Below are 17,718 nucleotides of genomic sequence, written 5' to 3' on the forward strand. Positions count from 1 at the left end.
GCCCCCATGGCGCCGCGGGGGCACATCGTACGGATGGTCGGGCGCCTGGTCACCCGCGGTCGAGGTCGACCGCCTCGGGGGTGTGCAGCCGGACCATCAGCCGCCGGGTGTGGACGGGGACGCGGCCGGGGGTGAGCAGGCTGACGCCGACCATCGCCGCGAAGGCGAGCGGGACCGACCAGGCGGCCGGCTGCTCGAGGAGGACGCCGGTCCAGCCGGTGGCGGTCGTGGGGGCGAGGGTCCAGGCGACGGCGGCGCCCGAGCCGAGGCCGCCGACCGCGAGCCCGGCGACGGCGCCGGCGTCGGTGAGGCGCGGCCACCAGATGCCGAGCAGCAGCAGGGGGCAGAACGTCGAGGCCGCGACGGCGAACGCGAGCCCGACGGCGCGGGCCACCCCGACGTGCGGGGTGGCGAGCGCGACCAGCACCGGCACCAGCACCGCCACCGCGGCGCCGGCGCGGAACGCCGCCACCCCGCCGAGCCGGCGCCCGCCCCAGGAGCGGCCGGTGACGTCCTGGCTCAGCACCCCGGCGACCGCGATCGCGAGCCCCGAGGACGTCGAGAGGAATGCCGCGAACGCGCCGGCCGTCACCAGCCCGGTCAGCACGTCGCCGAGCGCGCCCGGCACCATCAGCCGCGGCAGCTCCAGCACCAGGACGTCGGACCTGCCGGAGGCGGCGAGCTCGGGGGCGTACGCCCGGCCGAGGGCGCCGTACGCCGGGGGCAGCAGGTAGAACGCGCCGAGCAGCGCCAGCACCACGAGCGTCGTACGCCGGGCGGCTCGGCCGTCGGGGTTGGTGTAGAACCGCACGACCACGTGCGGCAGCCCCATCGTGCCGAGGAACGTCGCGACGATGAGCGAGTAGGTGAGGTAGAGCCCCTGCCCGCCGCCGTCGGCGAGCGGCACCGACCAGCCCCCGGCGGCGGCGCCGACGACCCGGCTCCCGGGGGCGCCGTCCCCGGCCCAGACCGCGAGCAGCACGAGCAGGGGGACGAGCAGGGCGGTGAGCTTGAGCCAGTACTGGAAGGCCTGCACGAAGGTGATGCTGCGCATCCCGCCCGAGGTGACGTTGATGAGGACGACCAGCCCGACGATGACCGGCCCGGTCCACACCGGCGCCCCGACCGCCGAGCGCAGGGTGAGCCCGGCGCCCTGGAACTGCGGCAGCAGGTAGAGCCACCCGATCGCCACCACCAGCACCGAGCAGGCGGCGCGGACGCCGCGCGACCCGAGCCGGGCCTCGGCGAAGTCGGGGAGCGTGTAGGCCCCCGAGCGGCGCAGCGGCGCGGCGACCAGCACCAGCAGCACGAGGTAGCCCGCGGTCCAGCCGATGGGGTACCAGAGCATGTCGGCGCCGAAGGTCAGCACCAGACCGGCGACCCCGAGGAAGGACGCGGCGGAGAGGTACTCGCCGCCGATGGCGCTGGCGTTGAGCCGCGGGTTCACCGAGCGGGACGCCACGAAGAAGTCGCTGGTGGTGCGCGAGAACCGCAGCCCCCAGGTGCCGATCGCCAGGGTCGCGACGGTGACCACGACGACCGCGACGATGCCCGGCGCGGCGTCGAGGTCGGGGCTCACCGGCCGACCTCGCCCATCAGGTCGGCGAAGTCCTGCTCGTGCCGCTCGGCCCGGCGGACGTACCACCAGCCCAGCGCCACCAGCAGCGGGTAGACCAGCACGCCCAGGACCAGCCAGGCGAGCGGGAGGCCCCCGAGCTCCACCGCGGCGAGCCCCGGCCAGAGGTGGAAGAGCAGCGGCCAGGACCCCACGGTCACCACGAGGGCGGTCAGCACCCGCGCCGCGAGGCCGAGCTGCGCGCGCAGGAGCGAGCCGAGGTAGATCCCGCCGAGCCGGGTGTCGGCGTCGATGTCGCGGGCCCGCGGCCGCACGGGGGCGGTACGCCGGCGCGGCGGGCCGCTGACCCGGACCCGCGGCGGTCGCGTCTCGCTCACGCCTGCGCCCGCTTCAGCAGCAGGTCGCGCAGCTCGCGGGTGTGCCGGCGGCTGACCACGAGCTCGGCGCCGGCCACGACCACCGTGCACCGGCCGGCGTCCATCCGGACCTCGGCGACGTGGGCGAGCGAGACCAGTAGGGAGCGGTGGATGCGCACGAACCCCGCGGGTCCCCAGTCGTCCTCGAGCTGGGAGAGGGGGGTGCGGACCAAGTGGGAGCCGCCGGGGGTGTGCAGCCGCGCGTAGTCGCCCTGGGCCTCGACGTGGGTGATCGCCGACCGGGCCACGAACCGGGTCACGCCGCCGAGCTCCACCGGCACCTGCAGGTCGCCGGCCGGGCCGCGGTCGGTGACGCCGTCGACCAGGCCGACCACGCCGACCACGCGGCGTACCGCCTCGGCGAGGCGGTCGGCGCGCACCGGCTTGAGCACGTAGTCGACCGCCTGCAGCTCGAAGGCCTCGACCGCGTGGCTCTCGTGGGCGGTGACGAAGACGATCGGCGGCGGCTCCTTGAACCGGGCCAGCACCTGCGCGAGCTCGAGCCCGGTCAGGCCCGGCATCTGGATGTCGAGGAAGAGCGCGTCGACCGCGAGCTCCTGGAGGACCCGCAGGCTCGCGGTGGCGGTGTCGCAGGTGAGCACCTCGCCGACCCGGTGGTCCTGCTGGAGCAGGTAGGCGAGCTCGTCGAGGGCGGGTCGCTCGTCATCGACGACGAGGACCTTCAGGCGGGCGCTCACACCTGCACCCCGGGGGCGAACTTCGGGACCCGGACGACGACCCGGGTGCCGGCGCCCGGCGCCGTCTCCACGACCAGGCCGTGCTCGTCGCCGTAGGCGTTGCGCAGCCGGGCGTCGACGTTGCCGAGCCCGACGGAGTCGAGGGCGGCGTCGCCGGCGAGCGCGCGGCGTACCTTCTCCGGGTCCTCGCCGATCCCGTCGTCCTCCACCTCGATCACCGCCTCCTGCCCCTGGTCGCGGGCGCTGATCCGGATGTGGCCGCCGCCGTCGCGGCCCTCCAGCCCGTGCCGGACGGCGTTCTCGACCAGCGGCTGCACGCACAGGAACGGCACCACGACCGGCAGCACCTCCGGCGCGACGTGGAGGGTGACCCGTAGCCGGTCGCCGAACCGGGCCTCCTCCAGCAGCAGGTAGCGCTCGACCGAGCGCAGCTCCTCGGCGAGCGTCGTGTACTCGCCGTGGCGGCGGAAGGAGTAGCGGGTGAAGTCGGCGAACTCCAGCAGCAGCTCGCGCGCGCGGTCGGGGTCGGTGCGCACGAACGAGGCGATGGCGCCGAGGGAGTTGTAGATGAAGTGCGGGCTGATCTGGGCGCGCAGGGCCCGCACCTCGGCCTCCATCAGCCGGGTGCGGGAGGCGTCGAGCTCGGCGAGCTCGAGCTGGCCCGACACCCACCGGGCCACCTCGTCGGTCGCCCGGGCGAGCCCGGCGGTGGGGTACGGCGCGAACGCCTGCAGGGTGCCGACCACGCGCTCCTCGACGACCAGCGGGCTGGCGATCGCGGTGCGGACCGGGCAGCCCGGCTCCGCGCACCGCAGCTCGCTGCGGTCGAAGCTGCGGGTGCCGCCGGCCTCCAGGGTGGCGGTGGTCAGCGCCGCCGCCTGCTCCTCGTGGTGCTGGCCGCTGCCGTCCCAGGCCAGCGGCCGGGCGGTGTCGGTGACGGCGAGGGCGGGGGTGCCGAGCAGCGCCCGCAGGTGCCGCACCGAGCGCTCGGCGCTCGCGGTGGTCAGCCCCTCCCGCAGTGCAGGGCTCGCGAGCGAGGCCGTGTGCAGGGTCCGGAACGTGGCGCGGTCGGCCTCGGTCCCGAGGTGCGTGCGGCGCCAGGCCCGGCTCATGGCGGACATGGTGGCACTGATCACCCCCTCAGGTGGGGAGTGCGAGCGGCGCTCCGGGCAACCGGATGGCATGTCCGGATCCCCTCGCGACCCCCACCGCATCGCCGGGTACGCCGGCGCCATGTCGGTCTTCACCAGCGCCGTCGCCGGCGCCGCCCTCGCCGCACGGCGCACGGGCAAGGTCCCCGAGCGCTACTCGGTGCTCGACCTGGCGCTCGGCGCGGTCGCGACCCACAAGCTCGCGCGGATCGTCAGCAAGGAGGGCGTGACCACGCCGATCCGGGCGCCGTTCACCGAGTTCGAGGGCGAGGCCGGGTCCGCCGAGCTGACCGAGTCGCCCAAGGACGGCGCCGGGCACACCGTCGGCGAGCTGCTGACCTGCCCGTTCTGCCTGGCGCCCTGGATCGCGTCGGGGTACGTCGCCGCGCTCGCCCTGGCGCCGAACGCCGCCCGGGCCTGGGCCGCGACGTTCTCGGTGGTCGGCGGATCGGACTTCCTCCAGCACGCCTACGCGCGGACGCGCGGCGACTGAGGCCGGTTCAGCTGCTCCGCTGGTCAGCTGGTCAGCGGAAGTCGATGAGCAGCATGTCGGTGTTGGTGCCGTCCGAGGTCGTCTCCATCGGCGTGGGCTCGTCGGGCCGGTGGTGGTCCCGGTCCGGCTCGCCGGCCGCGCTGCTGGGGCGCACCCGTGGGGCGACGACCGAGCGGTAGCAGCGCGCGACGTACGGCAGCTGCATGCCGTCCATGCCGCGGCCGTAGTCGTCGTAGAGCGCCAGCACCTGGGCGAGCATGGCCTCGCGGGCCTCCTCGTCGAGGGTGGCGACGTTCGAGCGGGAGCGGACCAGGTCGAGGATCGTGCGGCGCTGGACGACCTGCCAGTGCTTGAACGCGGTGTCCTCGACGAAGCCGAAGAGGCCGGAGGTCGCCACGGCCTCGGTCGGGTCGCGCAGCTGGTCCTGGGTGCCGATGATCCGGCCCAGCCTGCGGACCCACGGGATCCGCTCGTCGCGCTCGTTCCAGACCAGCGCCAGCCGGCCGCCGGGCTTGAGCACGCGGGCGATCTCCGGGAGGGCCCGGTCGAGGTCGAACCAGTGGAACGCCTGCGCGCTCACCACCACGTCGTACGACGCGTCCGGCGCGGGGATCTCCTCCGCCCCGGCGACCGAGACCCGCACGTCGGGCAGGTCGCGGCGCAGCACCTCGAGCATCGCCTCGTCGGGGTCGGTGGCGTGCACGTCGTGGCCGAGCGCGACCAGGTCGCGGGTCAGCTTGCCGGTGCCGGCGCCGAGCTCGAGCACGGTCGTCGGCTGGTCGCCGACCAGCCAGGCGGCCGCCTCGCGGGGGTACGCCGGTCGGCCGCGGTGGTAGGCCTCGGCGACGGCGCCGAAGGAGCGGGCGGGGAGGTCACTCATCCGGCCCAGGGTATCCCGCGGGTAGCCTCCGCTTGTGAACGACGACCCCCTCGCGTGGCTGGTGTCCCTCGAGGGCGTGCCCAGCGCGTTCGCCGCCGCCCGCGACGGCATCGACGTGGTGCTCCGCGACCGCGGGCTGCGCCGTACCTCGCCCGGCACGACCGCCGAGTCGCTGCTCCGCGGCGCGCACGCCAGCGCGGTCCTCGAGGGCTCCGCCTCCACGCTGGCCGAGGTCCGCGAGGGCGCCGGCGACGACGTCGCCCGGGACGCCGTGCGCCTCTCCACCGAGCTGCTCGGGCTGGTGCCGACGGTGCGCTCCTCGCCGCTGCAGGCGTTCGCGCGGCTGCACGCGGTCGCCGCCTCCGGCGCGGTGGACGCCGAGCGCCTGGGCCGGCCGCGCGACGCCGCCGCGGCCGAGCGGCTGCGGGGCCTGGCGGCCGTGCTCACCGCCCCGACCGAGGCGCCGGCGCTGCTGGTCGCCGCGCTCGTGCACGCCGAGCTGGTCACCGCCGCGCCGTTCGCGTCCCACAACGGGATTGTCGCCCGGGCCGCGGAGCGGCTGCTGCTGGCCGCGCGGGGCGTCGACGAGAAGTCGCTCGTGGTGCCGGAGGCCGCCCACCTGGCGCTGCGCGCGGCGTACGAGTCCAACCTGCGGGGGTACGCCGAGGGCGGCCGCGCCGGGGTGCACGCCTGGTTCCTCTACGCGGCCGAGGCGTTCGCCGCGGCCGCGGAGGCGAGCCCGCTGCGGCGGGGCGCGGAGCAGGACGAGACGTAGTCCGGACATGCAGGTGGCACCCGCATCTCGAGGACTCGGGTGCCACCGCCTGACACGTGAGACCGTCGGCTACCAAGCGTGCACTGCCAACTGCTGCCGCCGGACAAGCCGGTCGGTCAGCGCCCTGAAGGAAGGGTAGGTCGCCGCGTGGGTACCTCGGCTCACGTGTGCGTCTGTGGAGTTGTGTCCTCCTGTGTACGCCTCTCCGGGCCAGGGTTCAACCCTTGACATTCCGGGACATCGAGGGGTGACGGCGGACGGGATCAGGCCCCGAGCCGGCGCTTGCGGGCGTTCGCCCACAGCACCCCGCCGACCGCGACCGCGCTGCCCACGGCGAGCGCCGCCAGGGTCGGACCCGCGGGCGGCAGCACCCGGCTGCGGAGCGCGACGGGCTTGTTGAAGACCAGCACCGGCCACTCCTTGGCGGCGGCGATCCGCCGCAGGTCGCGGTCGGGGTTCACGGCGTGCGGGTGGCCGACGGTCTCGAGCATCGGCACGTCGGTGACCGAGTCGCTGTAGGCGTAGCTGGCGTCCAGGTCGTAGCCGCGCTGCGCGGCGAGCTCGCGGATCGCCCGCGCCTTCTCCTCGGCGTAGGCGTAGTAGGCGATCTCGCCGGTGTAGCGGCCGTCGGCGATCTCGAGCCGGGTCGCGATCACCAGGTCGGCGCCGAGCATCTCGCCGATCGGCTCGACGACCTCGCTGCCCGAGGTGGAGACGATCACGATGTCGCGGCCGGCGAGCCGGTGCTCCTCGATGAGCGAGACCGCCTCGTCGTACACGAGCGGGTCGACGACGTTGTGGAGCGTGTCGGCCACGATCTCGCGGACCGTCGCGACGTCCCAGCCGGCGCTGAGCTGCGACATGAACTGCCGCATCTTCTCCATCTGGTCGTGGTCCGCGCCCCCGACGAGGTAGACGAACTGCGCGTACGCCGACCGGAGCACCGCCCGGCGCGAGATCAGCCCGCCGGCCTGGAAGGGCCGGCTGAAGGCGAGCGTGCTCGACTTGGCGATGATCGTCTTGTCGAGGTCGAAGAACGCCGCGGTCGGTCTTGCCGACGAGCTCGTCATGGGCACCATCGTAGGCACCGGCGGGCCACGCCCGGCCCACGAGTCACCCACAGGCCGTCCCGGCGCGCGGCTCCTCCCCAGGCACCCTGTCCTTCGGCGTGCCCGGTCCGTGCCGACGGGGATCGTCGCGGTCATGAACCCGCCCCTCATCGTGACCCGCGACGACACCCTGCTCGAGGAGCTGCTCCGGCTCGCCGCGGCGGCCGGGGTGACGCCGGAGGTGGCCCGCGATCCCGGCGCAGCCCTGCGCTCGTGGACCTCCGCCCCGCTGGTGCTGCTCGGCGCCGACGTCGCCGCCGAGGCCGCCCGCCTGGCCCCACCCCCGCGGGACGGGCTGCACATCCTCACCTGGGGCGGCTCGCCCGACGCGATCTTCCGGACGGCCGTCGACGTCGGCGCCGACTCGGTGACCGACCTCCCGCGGTCCGACGCGTGGGTGATCGAGACCCTCACCGACCTCGGCGACCACGGTGCCGCGCGGGGGCTGACCATCGGGGTGACCGGCGGGTCCGGGGGAGCCGGCGCCACGACCTTCGCGTGCGCGCTCGGCCAGGTCGCGGCCCGGTCGGGCCTCTCGGTCGTGGTCGACGTCGACCCCCTCGGCCCCGGCATCGACCGGGTGCTCGGCGTCGAGACCCGGGAGGGGGTGCGCTGGGACGCGCTCGGCCAGACCACCGGCCGGCTCAGCGCGCGCTCGCTGCGCGAGGCGCTGCCGCGGCGCGCGGGGGTCGGGGTGCTCACCTGGTACGCCGGCACCCGCGCCGCGCTCCCGGCGTTCGCCGTGCGCGAGGCGCTCTCGGCCGCGCAGCGGGGCCACGACACGGTCGTCGTCGACCTGCCCCGCACCGGCGACCCGCTGACCGAGGAGGTCGCCGCACGCTGCGACCTGCTGCTCGTCGTCGTCACGCCCACGGTCGCCGGGGTGGCCTCGGCCGCGCGGCTGTGCGCGCGGTTCCCCGACCCGGGCGGCGTCCGGCTGGTCGTGCGCGGGCGGGGGCTCGCGGCCCGCGAGGTGGCGCGGGCGACCGGGGCGCCCGTGCTGGTCGAGATGACCGACCAGCGCGGGCTCGACGAGGGCATCGACCTCGGGCTCGGCCCGGTGCGCTCCCGGCGCGGCCCGCTCGGCCGCGCGGCAGGCGCCGTGCTCGACCGGGTGGCGCTGAGCCGGGCCGCGGCGTGAGCGTGGACCTGCCGGCCGGCGTGGTCGACGCCGTCCGCGACGACCTGGTGAGCAGCCCGGGTGCCCTCACGCCGCACCGGGTCGCCGAGGCGCTGCGGCGCGCCGGCCGGCCCGTGGGCGACGCCACGGTGCTGGCGGTCCACGACGCGCTGCGGCGCGACATCCTCGGCGCCGGGCCGCTCGAGCCGCTGCTGCGCCTGCCCGGCGTCACCGACGTGCTGGTCAACGGCGCCGACGCGGTCCACCTCGACCGGGGCGCGGGGCTCGAGCTCACCGACGTCCGCTTCCCCGACGACGAGGCGGTGCGCCGGCTGGCTCAACGGCTGGCGGCGGCCGCCGGGCGTCGCCTCGACGACGCCACGCCGTACGCCGACCTGCGGCTCGCCGACGGCAGCCGGTTCCACGCGGTCCTGGCGCCGGTCGCCCGGCCCGGCACCGTGATCTCGCTGCGGGTCCCGCGCGCCCGCCAGTTCTCCGTGCCCGAGCTGGTCGCGGCCGGCATGCTCACGGCCGGCGGGGCCCGGCTGCTCGCCGCCGTGGTCGCGGCCCGGCTGGCCTTCCTCGTCAGCGGCGGCACGGGCAGCGGCAAGACCACCCTGCTGGCGGCGCTCCTCGCGACCGTGCCCCCGGGGGAGCGGCTCGTCGTCGTCGAGGACGCCTCCGAGCTGCGCCCCGACCACCCGCACGTCGTGGGGCTCGAGGGCCGGCCGCCCAACATCGAGGGCGCCGGCGCCATCGACGTGCGCACCCTGGTCCGGCAGGCGCTGCGGATGCGGCCCGACCGGCTGGTCGTCGGCGAGGTGCGCGGCGCGGAGGTGGTCGATCTCCTCGGGGCGCTCAACACCGGCCACGAGGGCGGCTGCGGCACCCTGCACGCCAACTCCGCGGCCGACGTGCCCGCCCGCGTCGAGGCCCTCGCGCTGGCGGCCGGGCTCGGTCGCGACGCCGCCCACAGCCAGCTCGCCTCGGGCGTCGACCTGGTCCTGCACCTGGTGCGCGACCGCGACGGCGTACGCCGGCTGCGGGAGGTCGCCGTCCCCGTGCGTGACGAGCGCGGCCTTGTGCGGATGGAGACCGCCGTCCGGTTCGAGCGCGGTGGTGGCGAGACCACCGGCCCCGCGACCGAGACGCTCGAGCGGGCGCTGGCGGGGCTCGCGTGACCCCGGCGCCGGCGCTGTCCCCGGAGGCGCTCGTCGCGGTGCTGGCCGCCGCCGCGGCCGCGGCGCTGCTGCTGCCGCCGGTCCCGAGGGTTCCCCACCCGCGCGACCGACGGCGCGCGCTCCTCGCCGTGCCCCTCCTGCTGCCCGGCGCGGCCGTCCTCCTCGGCACGACGCCGCGGGCGGCGGCGCTGGCGCTGCTGGCCGGCGGCGCGTGGTGGGGCGGCGCCGCGTTGTGGCGCCGGCGGCGGGCGCAGGCGGAGGCCGACGCGACGTCCGCGCGCGTGCTGGAGACCTGCGAGCAGCTGGCCGGCGAGCTGGGCGTCGGGCAGCCACCCGGACCGGCGCTGGCCCGGGTGGCCGCGACCTGGCCGGCGCTCGACGGCGTGGCCGCGTCGTTCCGCGTCGGCGCCGACGTGCCGGCCGCGTGGCGCGAGGTCGCCGCGCGACCGGGTGCCGCCGACCTGCGCCACCTCGCCGCCGCGTGGCAGGTCTCGCACCGCACCGGCCAGGGGCTCGCGGAGGCCGTCGACCGGGTCGCGGCGCGGCTGCGGGCCGCGCAGGCGACCCGGCGGGTGGTCCGCGGCGAGCTCGCCTCCGCCCGCGCCACCGCCCGGCTGGTGGCCGGCCTCCCGGTGCTGGCCCTGCTGATGGGGTCCGGGGCCGGGGGAGACCCGCTGGGGTTCCTGCTCGGCCACCCGGTCGGGCTGGCCTGCCTCGCGGGCGGGCTGTGCTTCGCGGGTGCCGGCCTGTGGTGGATCGAGGCGCTCGCCGCCGACGTCGACCGGGCGGGGTGAGCGCGGTGTCCGGGCTGGTCCTCGTCGCCGTCCTCGGGGCGGGGGCAGCGGCCGCGCTGCTGGTGCCGTCCCGGCCCCGCATCCGCGCCGATCCGGTGGCCGTCCCGTCACCGGCCGCCGCCCCGGCGGTGGGTTGGATGCTGCGCTTCCGGCCGCTGTGGTGCGTGTTGGCCGGGCTCGCGGGCGCGGTCTTCGTGGGCGGCCAGGTCGGACCGCTGGTCGGTGCTGGCGCCGCAGTCGCCGTCTGGGTGGTGATCGGCCGGGCCGAGCCGCCGGCCGTCCGCCGGGCCCGCGAGCAGGCGCGCGCCGACCTGCCGCACGTGGTCGGCCTGCTCGGCTCCGCGCTGCGGGCCGGTGCGTCGACCGGCGAGGCGGTTGCCGTGGTCTGCGCCGCGCTCCCGGGTGCCGCGGCGCAACGGCTGTCGCCGGCGGCCGCGCGGCTCGCCCTCGGCGCCGACCCGGTGCGGGTCTGGGAGTCCCTGGCCGCCGACGACTCGCTGGGCCCGCTGGGCCGCGCCCTGGCCCGGGCCCACACCACCGGCGTCCCGGTGGTGCGCTCGGTCGAGCGGCTCGCCGACGAGCTCGCCGCGACCGCCCGGGCCGACGTCGAGGACCGCGCCCGCGCGGTGGGCGTCAAGGCCGCGCTGCCGCTCGGGCTGTGCCTGCTCCCGGCGTTCGTGCTGGTCGGCATCGTCCCCCTGGTGGCCGGGCTGCTCGCCACCGTCGGCCTGTGACGGACCACCTGTCGTCCACCGGGCCCGCCCCGACCGGCGTCTGCACAGCCGGCCCGCGGCCGGAGGCGCCGTCCCGGCTCCAGGTCGAGGCTCGGACCAGTCGGCCGCGCCCCGCGGCCACGGAAGGAGACGAGATGCACCAGCACGCACCCCGCGCCGACGAGCGTGGCATCACCACCGCCGAGTACGCCGTCGGCACGGCCGCCGGCGCCGGCCTCGCCGGGCTGCTCTACAAGATGCTCACCGGCGGCTTCGGCGACAAGCTGCTGAAGACGCTGTTCGACCACGTGCTCGGCCTGCTGGGCATCGGGTGACCCGACGCCTCGCCCGACGCCGCCCTTGGCGGGATCGCCGCGGCGAGCGCGGCGCGGTCACCGCCGAGCTCGCGATGGCGCTGCCGCTCCTGGTGGCGGTGACCGTCGGCCTGGTCTGGCTGCTCGCCGTCGGTGCGGCGCAGGTCCGGGTCGTCGACGCCGCCCGCGAGACGGCCCGGGCGGCCGCCCGGGGCGACGCCGACGGCGAGGCGGTGGCGCGGGGCCGGGAGGTCGCCCCCGCCGGGGCGAGCGTCACCGTAGTCCGCGGCGACGGGCGGGTCCGCGCGGTGGCGTCAGGGGAGGTGCGCGGCCCGGGCGGACTCTTCGGGTGGCTGCCGGGCGTCACGGTGCGCGCCGAGGCGGTCGCTGCCGACGAGGCGGTGCCGTGAGGGTGCGTGCCGAGCGCGGCTCCGCGAGCGTGCCGGCCGTCGCGTGCCTCGCGGTGCTGCTCCTCGTCGGTGCCGCCCTGGGCGCGGTGGCCGCCCTCGTCGTCGCGCACCGCGCGGCGCAGTCCGCGGCCGACCTGGGGGCGCTGGCGGCCGCTGTGGCACTCGCGGACGGCGACGACGGGTGCGCCGCGGCCGGCGCGGTCGCCGCCGCCAACGCCGCCCGGCTGACCGGGTGCGCGGTCGAGGGCCGCGACGTGCGCGTCACGGTCGCGGTCGACGGCCCGCGGTGGCTGGGGCTCGACGTCGACCCGACCGCGGAGGCCCGGGCCGGACCGGCCTGAGCGGGTGCGGCGTGCGGGTCGGGTGTGCGTCAGCCGCGCGGGTGGTCGCGGGCGTCGTCGTTGTCGCGGTGCCGCTCGCGGTCGGCCACCTCGAGCTTCGAGGAGAGCTCCTCGAGGCGCTTGCTCTCCCGGCGCTGGCGCAGCGACCGCTTCGTGCCGTACTTCAGGATCCCGAAGCCCCACAGCACCGCCAGGCCGGCGCCGACCCCGAGCAGGAACAGCGTCAGCACGCCCACCTCGGTGCCGAGGATCTCGACGGCCCCGCCGTCGACCTCGGCGGTGAAGACCGCGGCGACGATGACCAGGGCGCCGGCGCCGATGAGGAGGAGTCCGAGGAGCAGCATGCGGGGAGGCTACTCGGGCGGGGCGCCCGCCAGCAGCAGGTCCAGCAGCGCGGCCGCCCCGGCCTTGTCGAGCGGGTTGTTCTGGTTGCCGCACTTGGGCGACTGGATGCACGACGGGCATCCCTCGAGGCACCCGCAGGCGACGATCGCGTCGCGGGTCGCCGAGAGCCAGGCCCGCGCGGCCGCGAAGCCGCGCTCGGCGAAGCCGGCTCCCCCGGGGTGGCCGTCGTAGACGAAGACGGTCAGCACACCGGTGTCGGGGTGGACCGCGGTCGAGACGCCGCCGATGTCCCACCGGTCGCAGGTCGCGAACAACGGGAGCAGGCCGATCGAGCAGTGCTCGGCCGCGTGGGCCGCGCCGGGCAGGTCGGCGGTGGCCAGCCCGCTCTCGGCGAGCACGTGGTCCGGGACGGTCCACCAGACCGAGGCGGTGCGCAGCGTGCGCACCGGCAGGTCGAGCGGCTCCTCGGCGATCACCTCGCCGCTGGGCTGGCGGCGCTTGAGGAAGGAGACGACCTGGTGGCTGACGTCGACCTCGCCGAAGGAGAGCCGGCAGCCGCCCCAGTCGCGGTGGTCGCGCTCGCGGACGATCGAGATCTCGGTGAGCTCGCGGGCCGAGGTGGAGTAGACGGGGTCGGCGCGGCTCATCTCGGCGACGTGCTCCTCGAGGTCGAGCGACTCGACGAGCCAGGTCTCCCCGCGGTGCACGTAGACCGCGCCGGGGTGGGCGGAGGAGTGCGCCCCGGCGGCGTCGACGGTGCCGACGACCCGGCCGGTGCCGGCCTCGACCAGCTGCACCGGCGACCCGCCGGCCGAGCGGATGTCGGTGAGGTCGGCGGCCCGCCGGCGGTCGGTCCAGAACCAGCCGCGGGGACGGCGGCGCAGCAGCCCCGACGTGGTCAGCGCGTCGACGACGTCGCGCGCGCCCGGCCCGAACATCGGCAGGTCGGCCTCGGTGAGCGGCGCCTCCTGCGCGGCCGCGCACAGGTGCGGGCCGAGGACGTAGGGGTTGCCGGGGTCGAAGACGGTCGCCTCGACCGGGCGGCCGAGCAGCGCCTCGGGATGGTGGACGAGGTAGGTGTCGAGCGGGTCGTCGCGGGCGATCAGCACCCCGAGGGCGTCCTGGCCCTCGCGGCCGGCGCGGCCCAGCTGCTGCCACAGCGCCGCGCGGGTGCCGGGGAAGCCGGCCATCAGCACCGCGTCCAGCCCGCTCACGTCGATGCCGAGCTCGAGCGCGTTGGTGGCCGCGAGGCCGAGCAGGTCGCCACGGCGGAGTGCGTCCTCGATGGCGCGGCGCTCCTCGGGCAGGTAGCCGCCGCGGTAGGCCGCGACCCGGGAGGACAGCGACGGGTCGACCTCGCCGAGCAGCTCGGCCGCGGTCATCGCGACGTGCTCGACCCCGCGCCGCGAGCGGACGAAGGCGAGGGTGCGCACGCCGTCGAGCACCAGGTCGGTGAGCAGGTCGGCGGTCTCCGAGGACGCCGCCCGGCGCACGGGGGCGCCGTTCTCGCCGGTGTGCGCGGTGAACGGGGGCTCCCACAGCGCCAGCGAGACCTGGCCGCGGGGCGAGGCGTCGCCGGTCACCGCGAGCACGTCGAGCCCGGTGAGCCGCCCGGCGGCGACCTCCGGCTCGGCCACGGTGGCCGAGGCCAGCACGAACGTCGGGTGCGCGCCGTACGACGCGCAGATCCGCCGCAGCCGGCGCAGCACGTGGGAGACGTGGGCGCCGAACACCCCGCGGTAGTGGTGGCACTCGTCGACCACGACGTAGGCCAGCGACCCGAGGAACGCCGACCACCGCGCGTGGCCGGGCAGCAGCGAGCGGTGCAGCATGTCGGGGTTGGTCAGGACGTACTCGGCGTGGTCGCGCGCCCAGTCGCGCTGGTCGCGGCCGCTGTCACCGTCGTGGGTCGTGGTGCGGACGTCGAGCCCCAGCCCGGTGAGCGAGGTCAGCTGGTCCTGGGCCAGCGCCTTGGTCGGCGCGACGTAGAGGACGGTGGCGCCGCGGCGCCCGCGCGGGCCGCGCGCCTCGCGGATCCGGGAGAGCGCCGGGAGCTGGTAGGCGAGGGACTTGCCGGAGGCCGTGCCGGTGGCGAGGACGACGTGCTGCCCGTGGTGGGCCGCGTCGGCGGCCGCGGCCTGGTGCCGCCAGGGGGAGGAGATGCCACGCGCCTCGAAGGCCGCCACCACGTCGGGCGCGGCCCACGCGGGCCAGGCGGCGCGCTCGCCCGCGCGCGCCGGCAGCACCTCGAGGTGGGTCATCCGGTCCTCGCGGCCCGGCACCGCCGCGAGCCGCGCGAGCCGCGCCGAGACCGGGGTGCTGGCGGTCGTGGTCACACCACCGATCCTCGCAGGGGGCGCCGACAGCGACGCCCCCGACTGCAGGGGCTGTTCAGATCTTTGTGCGTCCGAGCGGCAGGCATGGTTTCATTGTCCGACCGGACGTGGGACGCGCCCGGACGGCACGGCCGAAGACCTCCAGGGGAGCACACGTGGACCTGACTCTTGCAACGCGCGACGTCGATGGGAAGACCATCGTTGCCGTCGGTGGCGAGATCGACGTCTACACGGCGCCCAAGCTCCGCGACAAGATCACCGAGCTCGTCGCTGCCGGCGTCTACGACCTCGTGATCGACATGGAGGCCGTGGAGTTCCTCGACTCCACCGGGCTCGGCGTCCTGGTCGGCGGGCTGAAGAAGGTGCGCGCCCACGAGGGCTCGCTGCACCTGGTCTGCACCCAGGACCGGCTGCTGAAGATCTTCCGGATCACCGGCCTCGCGAAGGTGTTCGTCATCCACGACTCCGCCGACGCAGCGCTCGCCAGCAGCTGACAGCTTCCACCTCACGCCCCGGACGGCCGCCTCGACGCGGACGCCGGGGCGTCGTCGTTCCCTGGGGGAGTGCGCGGCACCACGCAGGTGACACGGGTGTGGTCCCGGTCACACCGTGCTGCGTGACGTACGTCTCGTCTGCGTAGACTCCGGCTCGTCCTGAGACCTGCTCCACCCCCCCCAGCCTGCAGGAGGAAAACACATGACGGGGATCGCTCCCGCTGTCGTGGAAGTCTCCGGCGGCAACCTCGTCCTGGTCATCGTCGTCGCCCTCATCGCGCTCGGCGCGCTGGCGATGGCTGCGATGTTCCGCCAGGAAGTGCTTGCTGCCGGTGAAGGCACCGACAACATGAAGGCCATCGCACAAGCGGTGCAGGAGGGCGCCGACGCCTACCTGACCCGGCAGTTCCGGACGCTGGCGATCTTCGCCGCCCTGGCGTTCTTCGCCCTGCTCGCCCTGCCCGCCGACGACGCGACGGTGCGGATCTTCCGGTCGGTCTTCTTCGTCGTCGGTGCGGGCTTCTCGGCCGCGGTCGGGTACCTCGGCATGTCGCTGGCGGTCCGCGCCAACCTCCGCGTGGCTGCGGCCGCCAACACCTCCGGGCGCGAGGTGGCCATGAACATCGGCCTGCGCACCGGCGCGATGGTCGGCATGCTCACGGTGGGTCTGGGACTGCTCGGCGCGAGCCTGGTGGTGATCTTCTTCGAGGCCGACGCGCCCGAGGTGCTGGAGGGCTTCGGCTTCGGCGCCGCCCTGCTGGCGATGTTCATGCGCGTCGGCGGCGGCATCTTCACCAAGGCCGCCGACGTCGGCGCCGACCTGGTCGGCAAGGTCGAGCACAACATCCCCGAGGACGACCCGCGCAACGCGGCCACCATCGCCGACAACGTCGGCGACAACGTGGGCGACTGCGCCGGCATGGCCGCCGACCTCTTCGAGTCCTACGCCGTCACGCTGGTCGCCGCGCTGATCCTCGGCTCCCAGGCGTTCGGCGACGCCGGCCTGGTCTTCCCGCTGCTGGTCCCCGCGATCGGTGCGCTGACCGCCGTGGCCGGGGTCTACCTGACCCGCCCGAAGGTGGGGGAGAGCGGGCTGACGACCATCAACAAGTCCTTCTACATCTCCTCGGCCATCGCGGCCGTCGCCTCCGTGGTGGTCGCCTTCGTCTACCTCCCGACGAAGTTCTCCGAGCTCTCCGGCCTGCGCAGCAACACCCTCGACGAGGTCGTCGGCGGCTCCCCCGAGGGCAACCCGGCCCTGATCGCGGCGACCGCCGTGGTCATCGGCATCGTGATGGCGGCCGGCATCCTGGCGCTCACCGGCTACTACACCGGCACCGAGTACCGCCCGGTCAAGGACGTCGGCAAGACGTCGATGACCGGCGCCGCGACGGTGATCCTCTCCGGGCTCTCGGTCGGGTTCGAGTCGGCGGTCTACACGACGCTCGTCATCGGCGCGGCCGTCTTCGGGTCCTTCCTGCTCGGCGGCGCCTCGCTCACCGTCTCGCTCTTCGCGGTCGCGCTGGCCGGGTGCGGCCTGCTGACCACCGTCGGCGTGATCGTCGCCATGGACACCTTCGGCCCGGTCTCGGACAACGCGCAGGGCGTGGCCGAGATGTCCGGCGACGTCAGCCCCGAGGGCGCCCAGATCCTCACCGAGCTCGACGCGGTCGGCAACACCACCAAGGCGATCACCAAGGGCATCGCGATCGCCACGGCGGTGCTGGCGGCGACGGCGCTGTTCGGCTCGTACGCCACCTCGGCGTTCGAGGCCCTCGAGGACGCGCGTCCCGAGGCCGACGAGTTCTCGCTCGCCGACTTCTTCGTCTTCAACCCCGCCGTCCTCGTCGGTGTCCTGCTGGGTGCCGCGGTGGTCTTCCTCTTCTCGGGCCTGGCCATCAACGCGGTCGCCCGCGCGGCCGGCGCGGTCGTCTACGAGGTGCGCCGCCAGTTCCGCGAGATCCCCGGGATCATGGAGGGCACCGGTCGTCCGGAGTACGGCAAGGTCGTCGACATCGTCACCAAGGACTCCCTGCGCGAGCTGATCACGCCGGGCATCCTGGCGGTCTTCGCCCCGATCGCGGTCGGCTTCGGCCTCGGCGTCACGGCGCTCGCCGGCTTCCTCGCCGGCGCGATCGGCACCGGCACCCTGATGGCGGTCTTCCTGGCCAACGCCGGTGGCGCGTGGGACAACGCGAAGAAGCTCGTCGAGGACGGCCACCACGGCGGCAAGGGATCGCCGGCCCACGAGGCGACGGTCATCGGCGACACGGTCGGCGACCCGTTCAAGGACACCGCCGGCCCGGCCATCAACCCGCTGATCAAGGTGATGAACCTGGTCTCGCTGCTCATCGCCAGCGCGGTGGTCTCGCTCAGCGTCGGCGAGGACCAGAACGACGTCGCGCGGATCGCGATCGCGCTGGTCTCGACCGCGATCATCGCGGCCGCGATCTACGTCTCCAAGCAGCGGGCGGTCACCATCGGCGACGACGCCCCGCCGCCGCCCCCGCCGGCGCCGCCGACCTCCACGGTCGACCCGTCGCCGACGGTGCAGATGTAGCCGAGCAGCAGC

The 17,718-nt window shown here is 75.8% G+C and carries 19 protein-coding genes; 11 read left to right on the forward strand and 8 right to left on the reverse strand.

The window, feature by feature from the left end:
- Positions 1-49: 49 nt before the first annotated feature.
- The 4 genes from H4O22_RS02000 to H4O22_RS02015 are packed head-to-tail and all read right to left on the reverse strand — an operon-like array spanning position 50 to position 3,802.
- Positions 50-1,579, reverse strand: coding sequence for a sodium/solute symporter (locus tag H4O22_RS02000; RefSeq protein WP_182525445.1), 1,530 nt, complete (start codon positions 1,577-1,579; stop codon positions 50-52).
- Positions 1,576-1,953: a DUF485 domain-containing protein gene (locus H4O22_RS02005; RefSeq protein WP_182525446.1), complete on the reverse strand. Its 378-nt coding sequence runs from the start codon at positions 1,951-1,953 to the stop codon at positions 1,576-1,578. Before H4O22_RS02005 ends, H4O22_RS02000 begins: the two co-directional genes overlap by 4 nt.
- Complete coding sequence (locus tag H4O22_RS02010) at positions 1,950-2,690, reverse strand: LytR/AlgR family response regulator transcription factor (protein ID WP_182525447.1); 741 nt, start codon at positions 2,688-2,690, stop codon at positions 1,950-1,952. The genes H4O22_RS02005 and H4O22_RS02010 overlap by 4 nt, the downstream gene beginning before the upstream one ends.
- Entirely contained in the window at positions 2,687-3,802 is a 1,116-nt protein-coding gene (locus tag H4O22_RS02015) for a sensor histidine kinase (protein WP_319804130.1), read from the reverse strand. The genes H4O22_RS02010 and H4O22_RS02015 overlap by 4 nt, the downstream gene beginning before the upstream one ends.
- Positions 3,803-3,872: 70 nt before the next feature.
- Between H4O22_RS02015 and H4O22_RS02020 the strand changes: the two genes are divergently transcribed.
- Positions 3,873-4,334 carry a DUF1360 domain-containing protein gene (locus H4O22_RS02020; protein WP_182525449.1) on the forward strand — a complete coding sequence of 154 codons (462 nt, stop codon included), beginning with the start codon at positions 3,873-3,875 and terminating at the stop codon, positions 4,332-4,334.
- Positions 4,335-4,365: 31 nt separating this feature from the next.
- Here the strand turns inward: H4O22_RS02020 and H4O22_RS02025 are convergent, their stop codons facing one another.
- Positions 4,366-5,214 (reverse strand): class I SAM-dependent methyltransferase, encoded by an 849-nt coding sequence (locus H4O22_RS02025; RefSeq protein ID WP_182525450.1) that lies wholly within the window; start codon positions 5,212-5,214, stop codon positions 4,366-4,368.
- Positions 5,215-5,248: 34 nt separating this feature from the next.
- Between H4O22_RS02025 and H4O22_RS02030 the strand changes: the two genes are divergently transcribed.
- On the forward strand, positions 5,249-5,989 hold the full coding sequence (locus H4O22_RS02030; protein ID WP_182525451.1) for a Fic family protein: 741 nt from the start codon (positions 5,249-5,251) through the stop codon (positions 5,987-5,989).
- A 263-nt stretch (positions 5,990-6,252) separates the two neighbouring features.
- Here the strand turns inward: H4O22_RS02030 and H4O22_RS02035 are convergent, their stop codons facing one another.
- Positions 6,253-7,059, reverse strand: coding sequence for an HAD family hydrolase (locus H4O22_RS02035; RefSeq protein ID WP_182525452.1), 807 nt, complete (start codon positions 7,057-7,059; stop codon positions 6,253-6,255).
- A 133-nt stretch (positions 7,060-7,192) separates the two neighbouring features.
- Between H4O22_RS02035 and ssd the strand changes: the two genes are divergently transcribed.
- The 7 genes from ssd to H4O22_RS02070 all read left to right on the forward strand — a co-directional run bounded on the left by ssd (position 7,193) and on the right by H4O22_RS02070 (position 11,971).
- On the forward strand, positions 7,193-8,239 hold the full coding sequence (ssd, locus tag H4O22_RS02040; protein WP_182525453.1) for a septum site-determining protein Ssd: 1,047 nt from the start codon (positions 7,193-7,195) through the stop codon (positions 8,237-8,239).
- A gap of 2 nt (positions 8,240-8,241) precedes the next feature.
- Entirely contained in the window at positions 8,242-9,399 is a 1,158-nt protein-coding gene (locus H4O22_RS02045; protein ID WP_182526885.1) for a TadA family conjugal transfer-associated ATPase, read from the forward strand.
- Positions 9,396-10,193: a type II secretion system F family protein gene (locus tag H4O22_RS02050; RefSeq protein WP_182525454.1), complete on the forward strand. Its 798-nt coding sequence runs from the start codon at positions 9,396-9,398 to the stop codon at positions 10,191-10,193. Before H4O22_RS02045 ends, H4O22_RS02050 begins: the two co-directional genes overlap by 4 nt.
- Complete coding sequence (locus H4O22_RS02055) at positions 10,190-10,927, forward strand: type II secretion system F family protein (RefSeq protein WP_244963068.1); 738 nt, start codon at positions 10,190-10,192, stop codon at positions 10,925-10,927. Before H4O22_RS02050 ends, H4O22_RS02055 begins: the two co-directional genes overlap by 4 nt.
- A gap of 134 nt (positions 10,928-11,061) precedes the next feature.
- Positions 11,062-11,241, forward strand: coding sequence for a DUF4244 domain-containing protein (locus H4O22_RS02060; protein WP_182525455.1), 180 nt, complete (start codon positions 11,062-11,064; stop codon positions 11,239-11,241).
- A complete protein-coding gene (locus H4O22_RS02065; protein ID WP_244963069.1) occupies positions 11,238-11,630 on the forward strand; it encodes a TadE family type IV pilus minor pilin in 393 nt (130 codons plus the stop codon). The genes H4O22_RS02060 and H4O22_RS02065 overlap by 4 nt, the downstream gene beginning before the upstream one ends.
- A complete protein-coding gene (locus H4O22_RS02070) occupies positions 11,627-11,971 on the forward strand; it encodes an Rv3654c family TadE-like protein (protein WP_182525456.1) in 345 nt (114 codons plus the stop codon). The genes H4O22_RS02065 and H4O22_RS02070 overlap by 4 nt, the downstream gene beginning before the upstream one ends.
- Positions 11,972-12,000: 29 nt before the next feature.
- On the opposite strand, the gene H4O22_RS02075 is transcribed toward H4O22_RS02070, so the two are convergent.
- Both H4O22_RS02075 and H4O22_RS02080 read right to left on the reverse strand, forming a co-directional pair.
- Positions 12,001-12,315, reverse strand: coding sequence for a hypothetical protein (locus H4O22_RS02075; protein ID WP_182525457.1), 315 nt, complete (start codon positions 12,313-12,315; stop codon positions 12,001-12,003).
- 9 nt (positions 12,316-12,324) lie between these two features.
- Complete coding sequence (locus tag H4O22_RS02080; RefSeq protein ID WP_182526888.1) at positions 12,325-14,577, reverse strand: DEAD/DEAH box helicase; 2,253 nt, start codon at positions 14,575-14,577, stop codon at positions 12,325-12,327.
- A gap of 230 nt (positions 14,578-14,807) precedes the next feature.
- Between H4O22_RS02080 and H4O22_RS02085 the strand changes: the two genes are divergently transcribed.
- Together H4O22_RS02085 and H4O22_RS02090 are read left to right on the forward strand one after the other, a co-directional pair.
- Positions 14,808-15,146 carry an anti-sigma factor antagonist gene (locus H4O22_RS02085; protein ID WP_182525458.1) on the forward strand — a complete coding sequence of 113 codons (339 nt, stop codon included), beginning with the start codon at positions 14,808-14,810 and terminating at the stop codon, positions 15,144-15,146.
- Between the two features lie 202 nt (positions 15,147-15,348).
- Positions 15,349-17,706 (forward strand): sodium-translocating pyrophosphatase, encoded by a 2,358-nt coding sequence (locus H4O22_RS02090; RefSeq protein WP_182525459.1) that lies wholly within the window; start codon positions 15,349-15,351, stop codon positions 17,704-17,706.
- The last annotated feature ends 12 nt before the right edge of the window (positions 17,707-17,718 follow it).

The organism is Nocardioides dongkuii, assembly GCF_014127485.1.
GTDB classification, from domain to species: Bacteria; Actinomycetota; Actinomycetes; order Propionibacteriales; family Nocardioidaceae; genus Nocardioides; species Nocardioides dongkuii.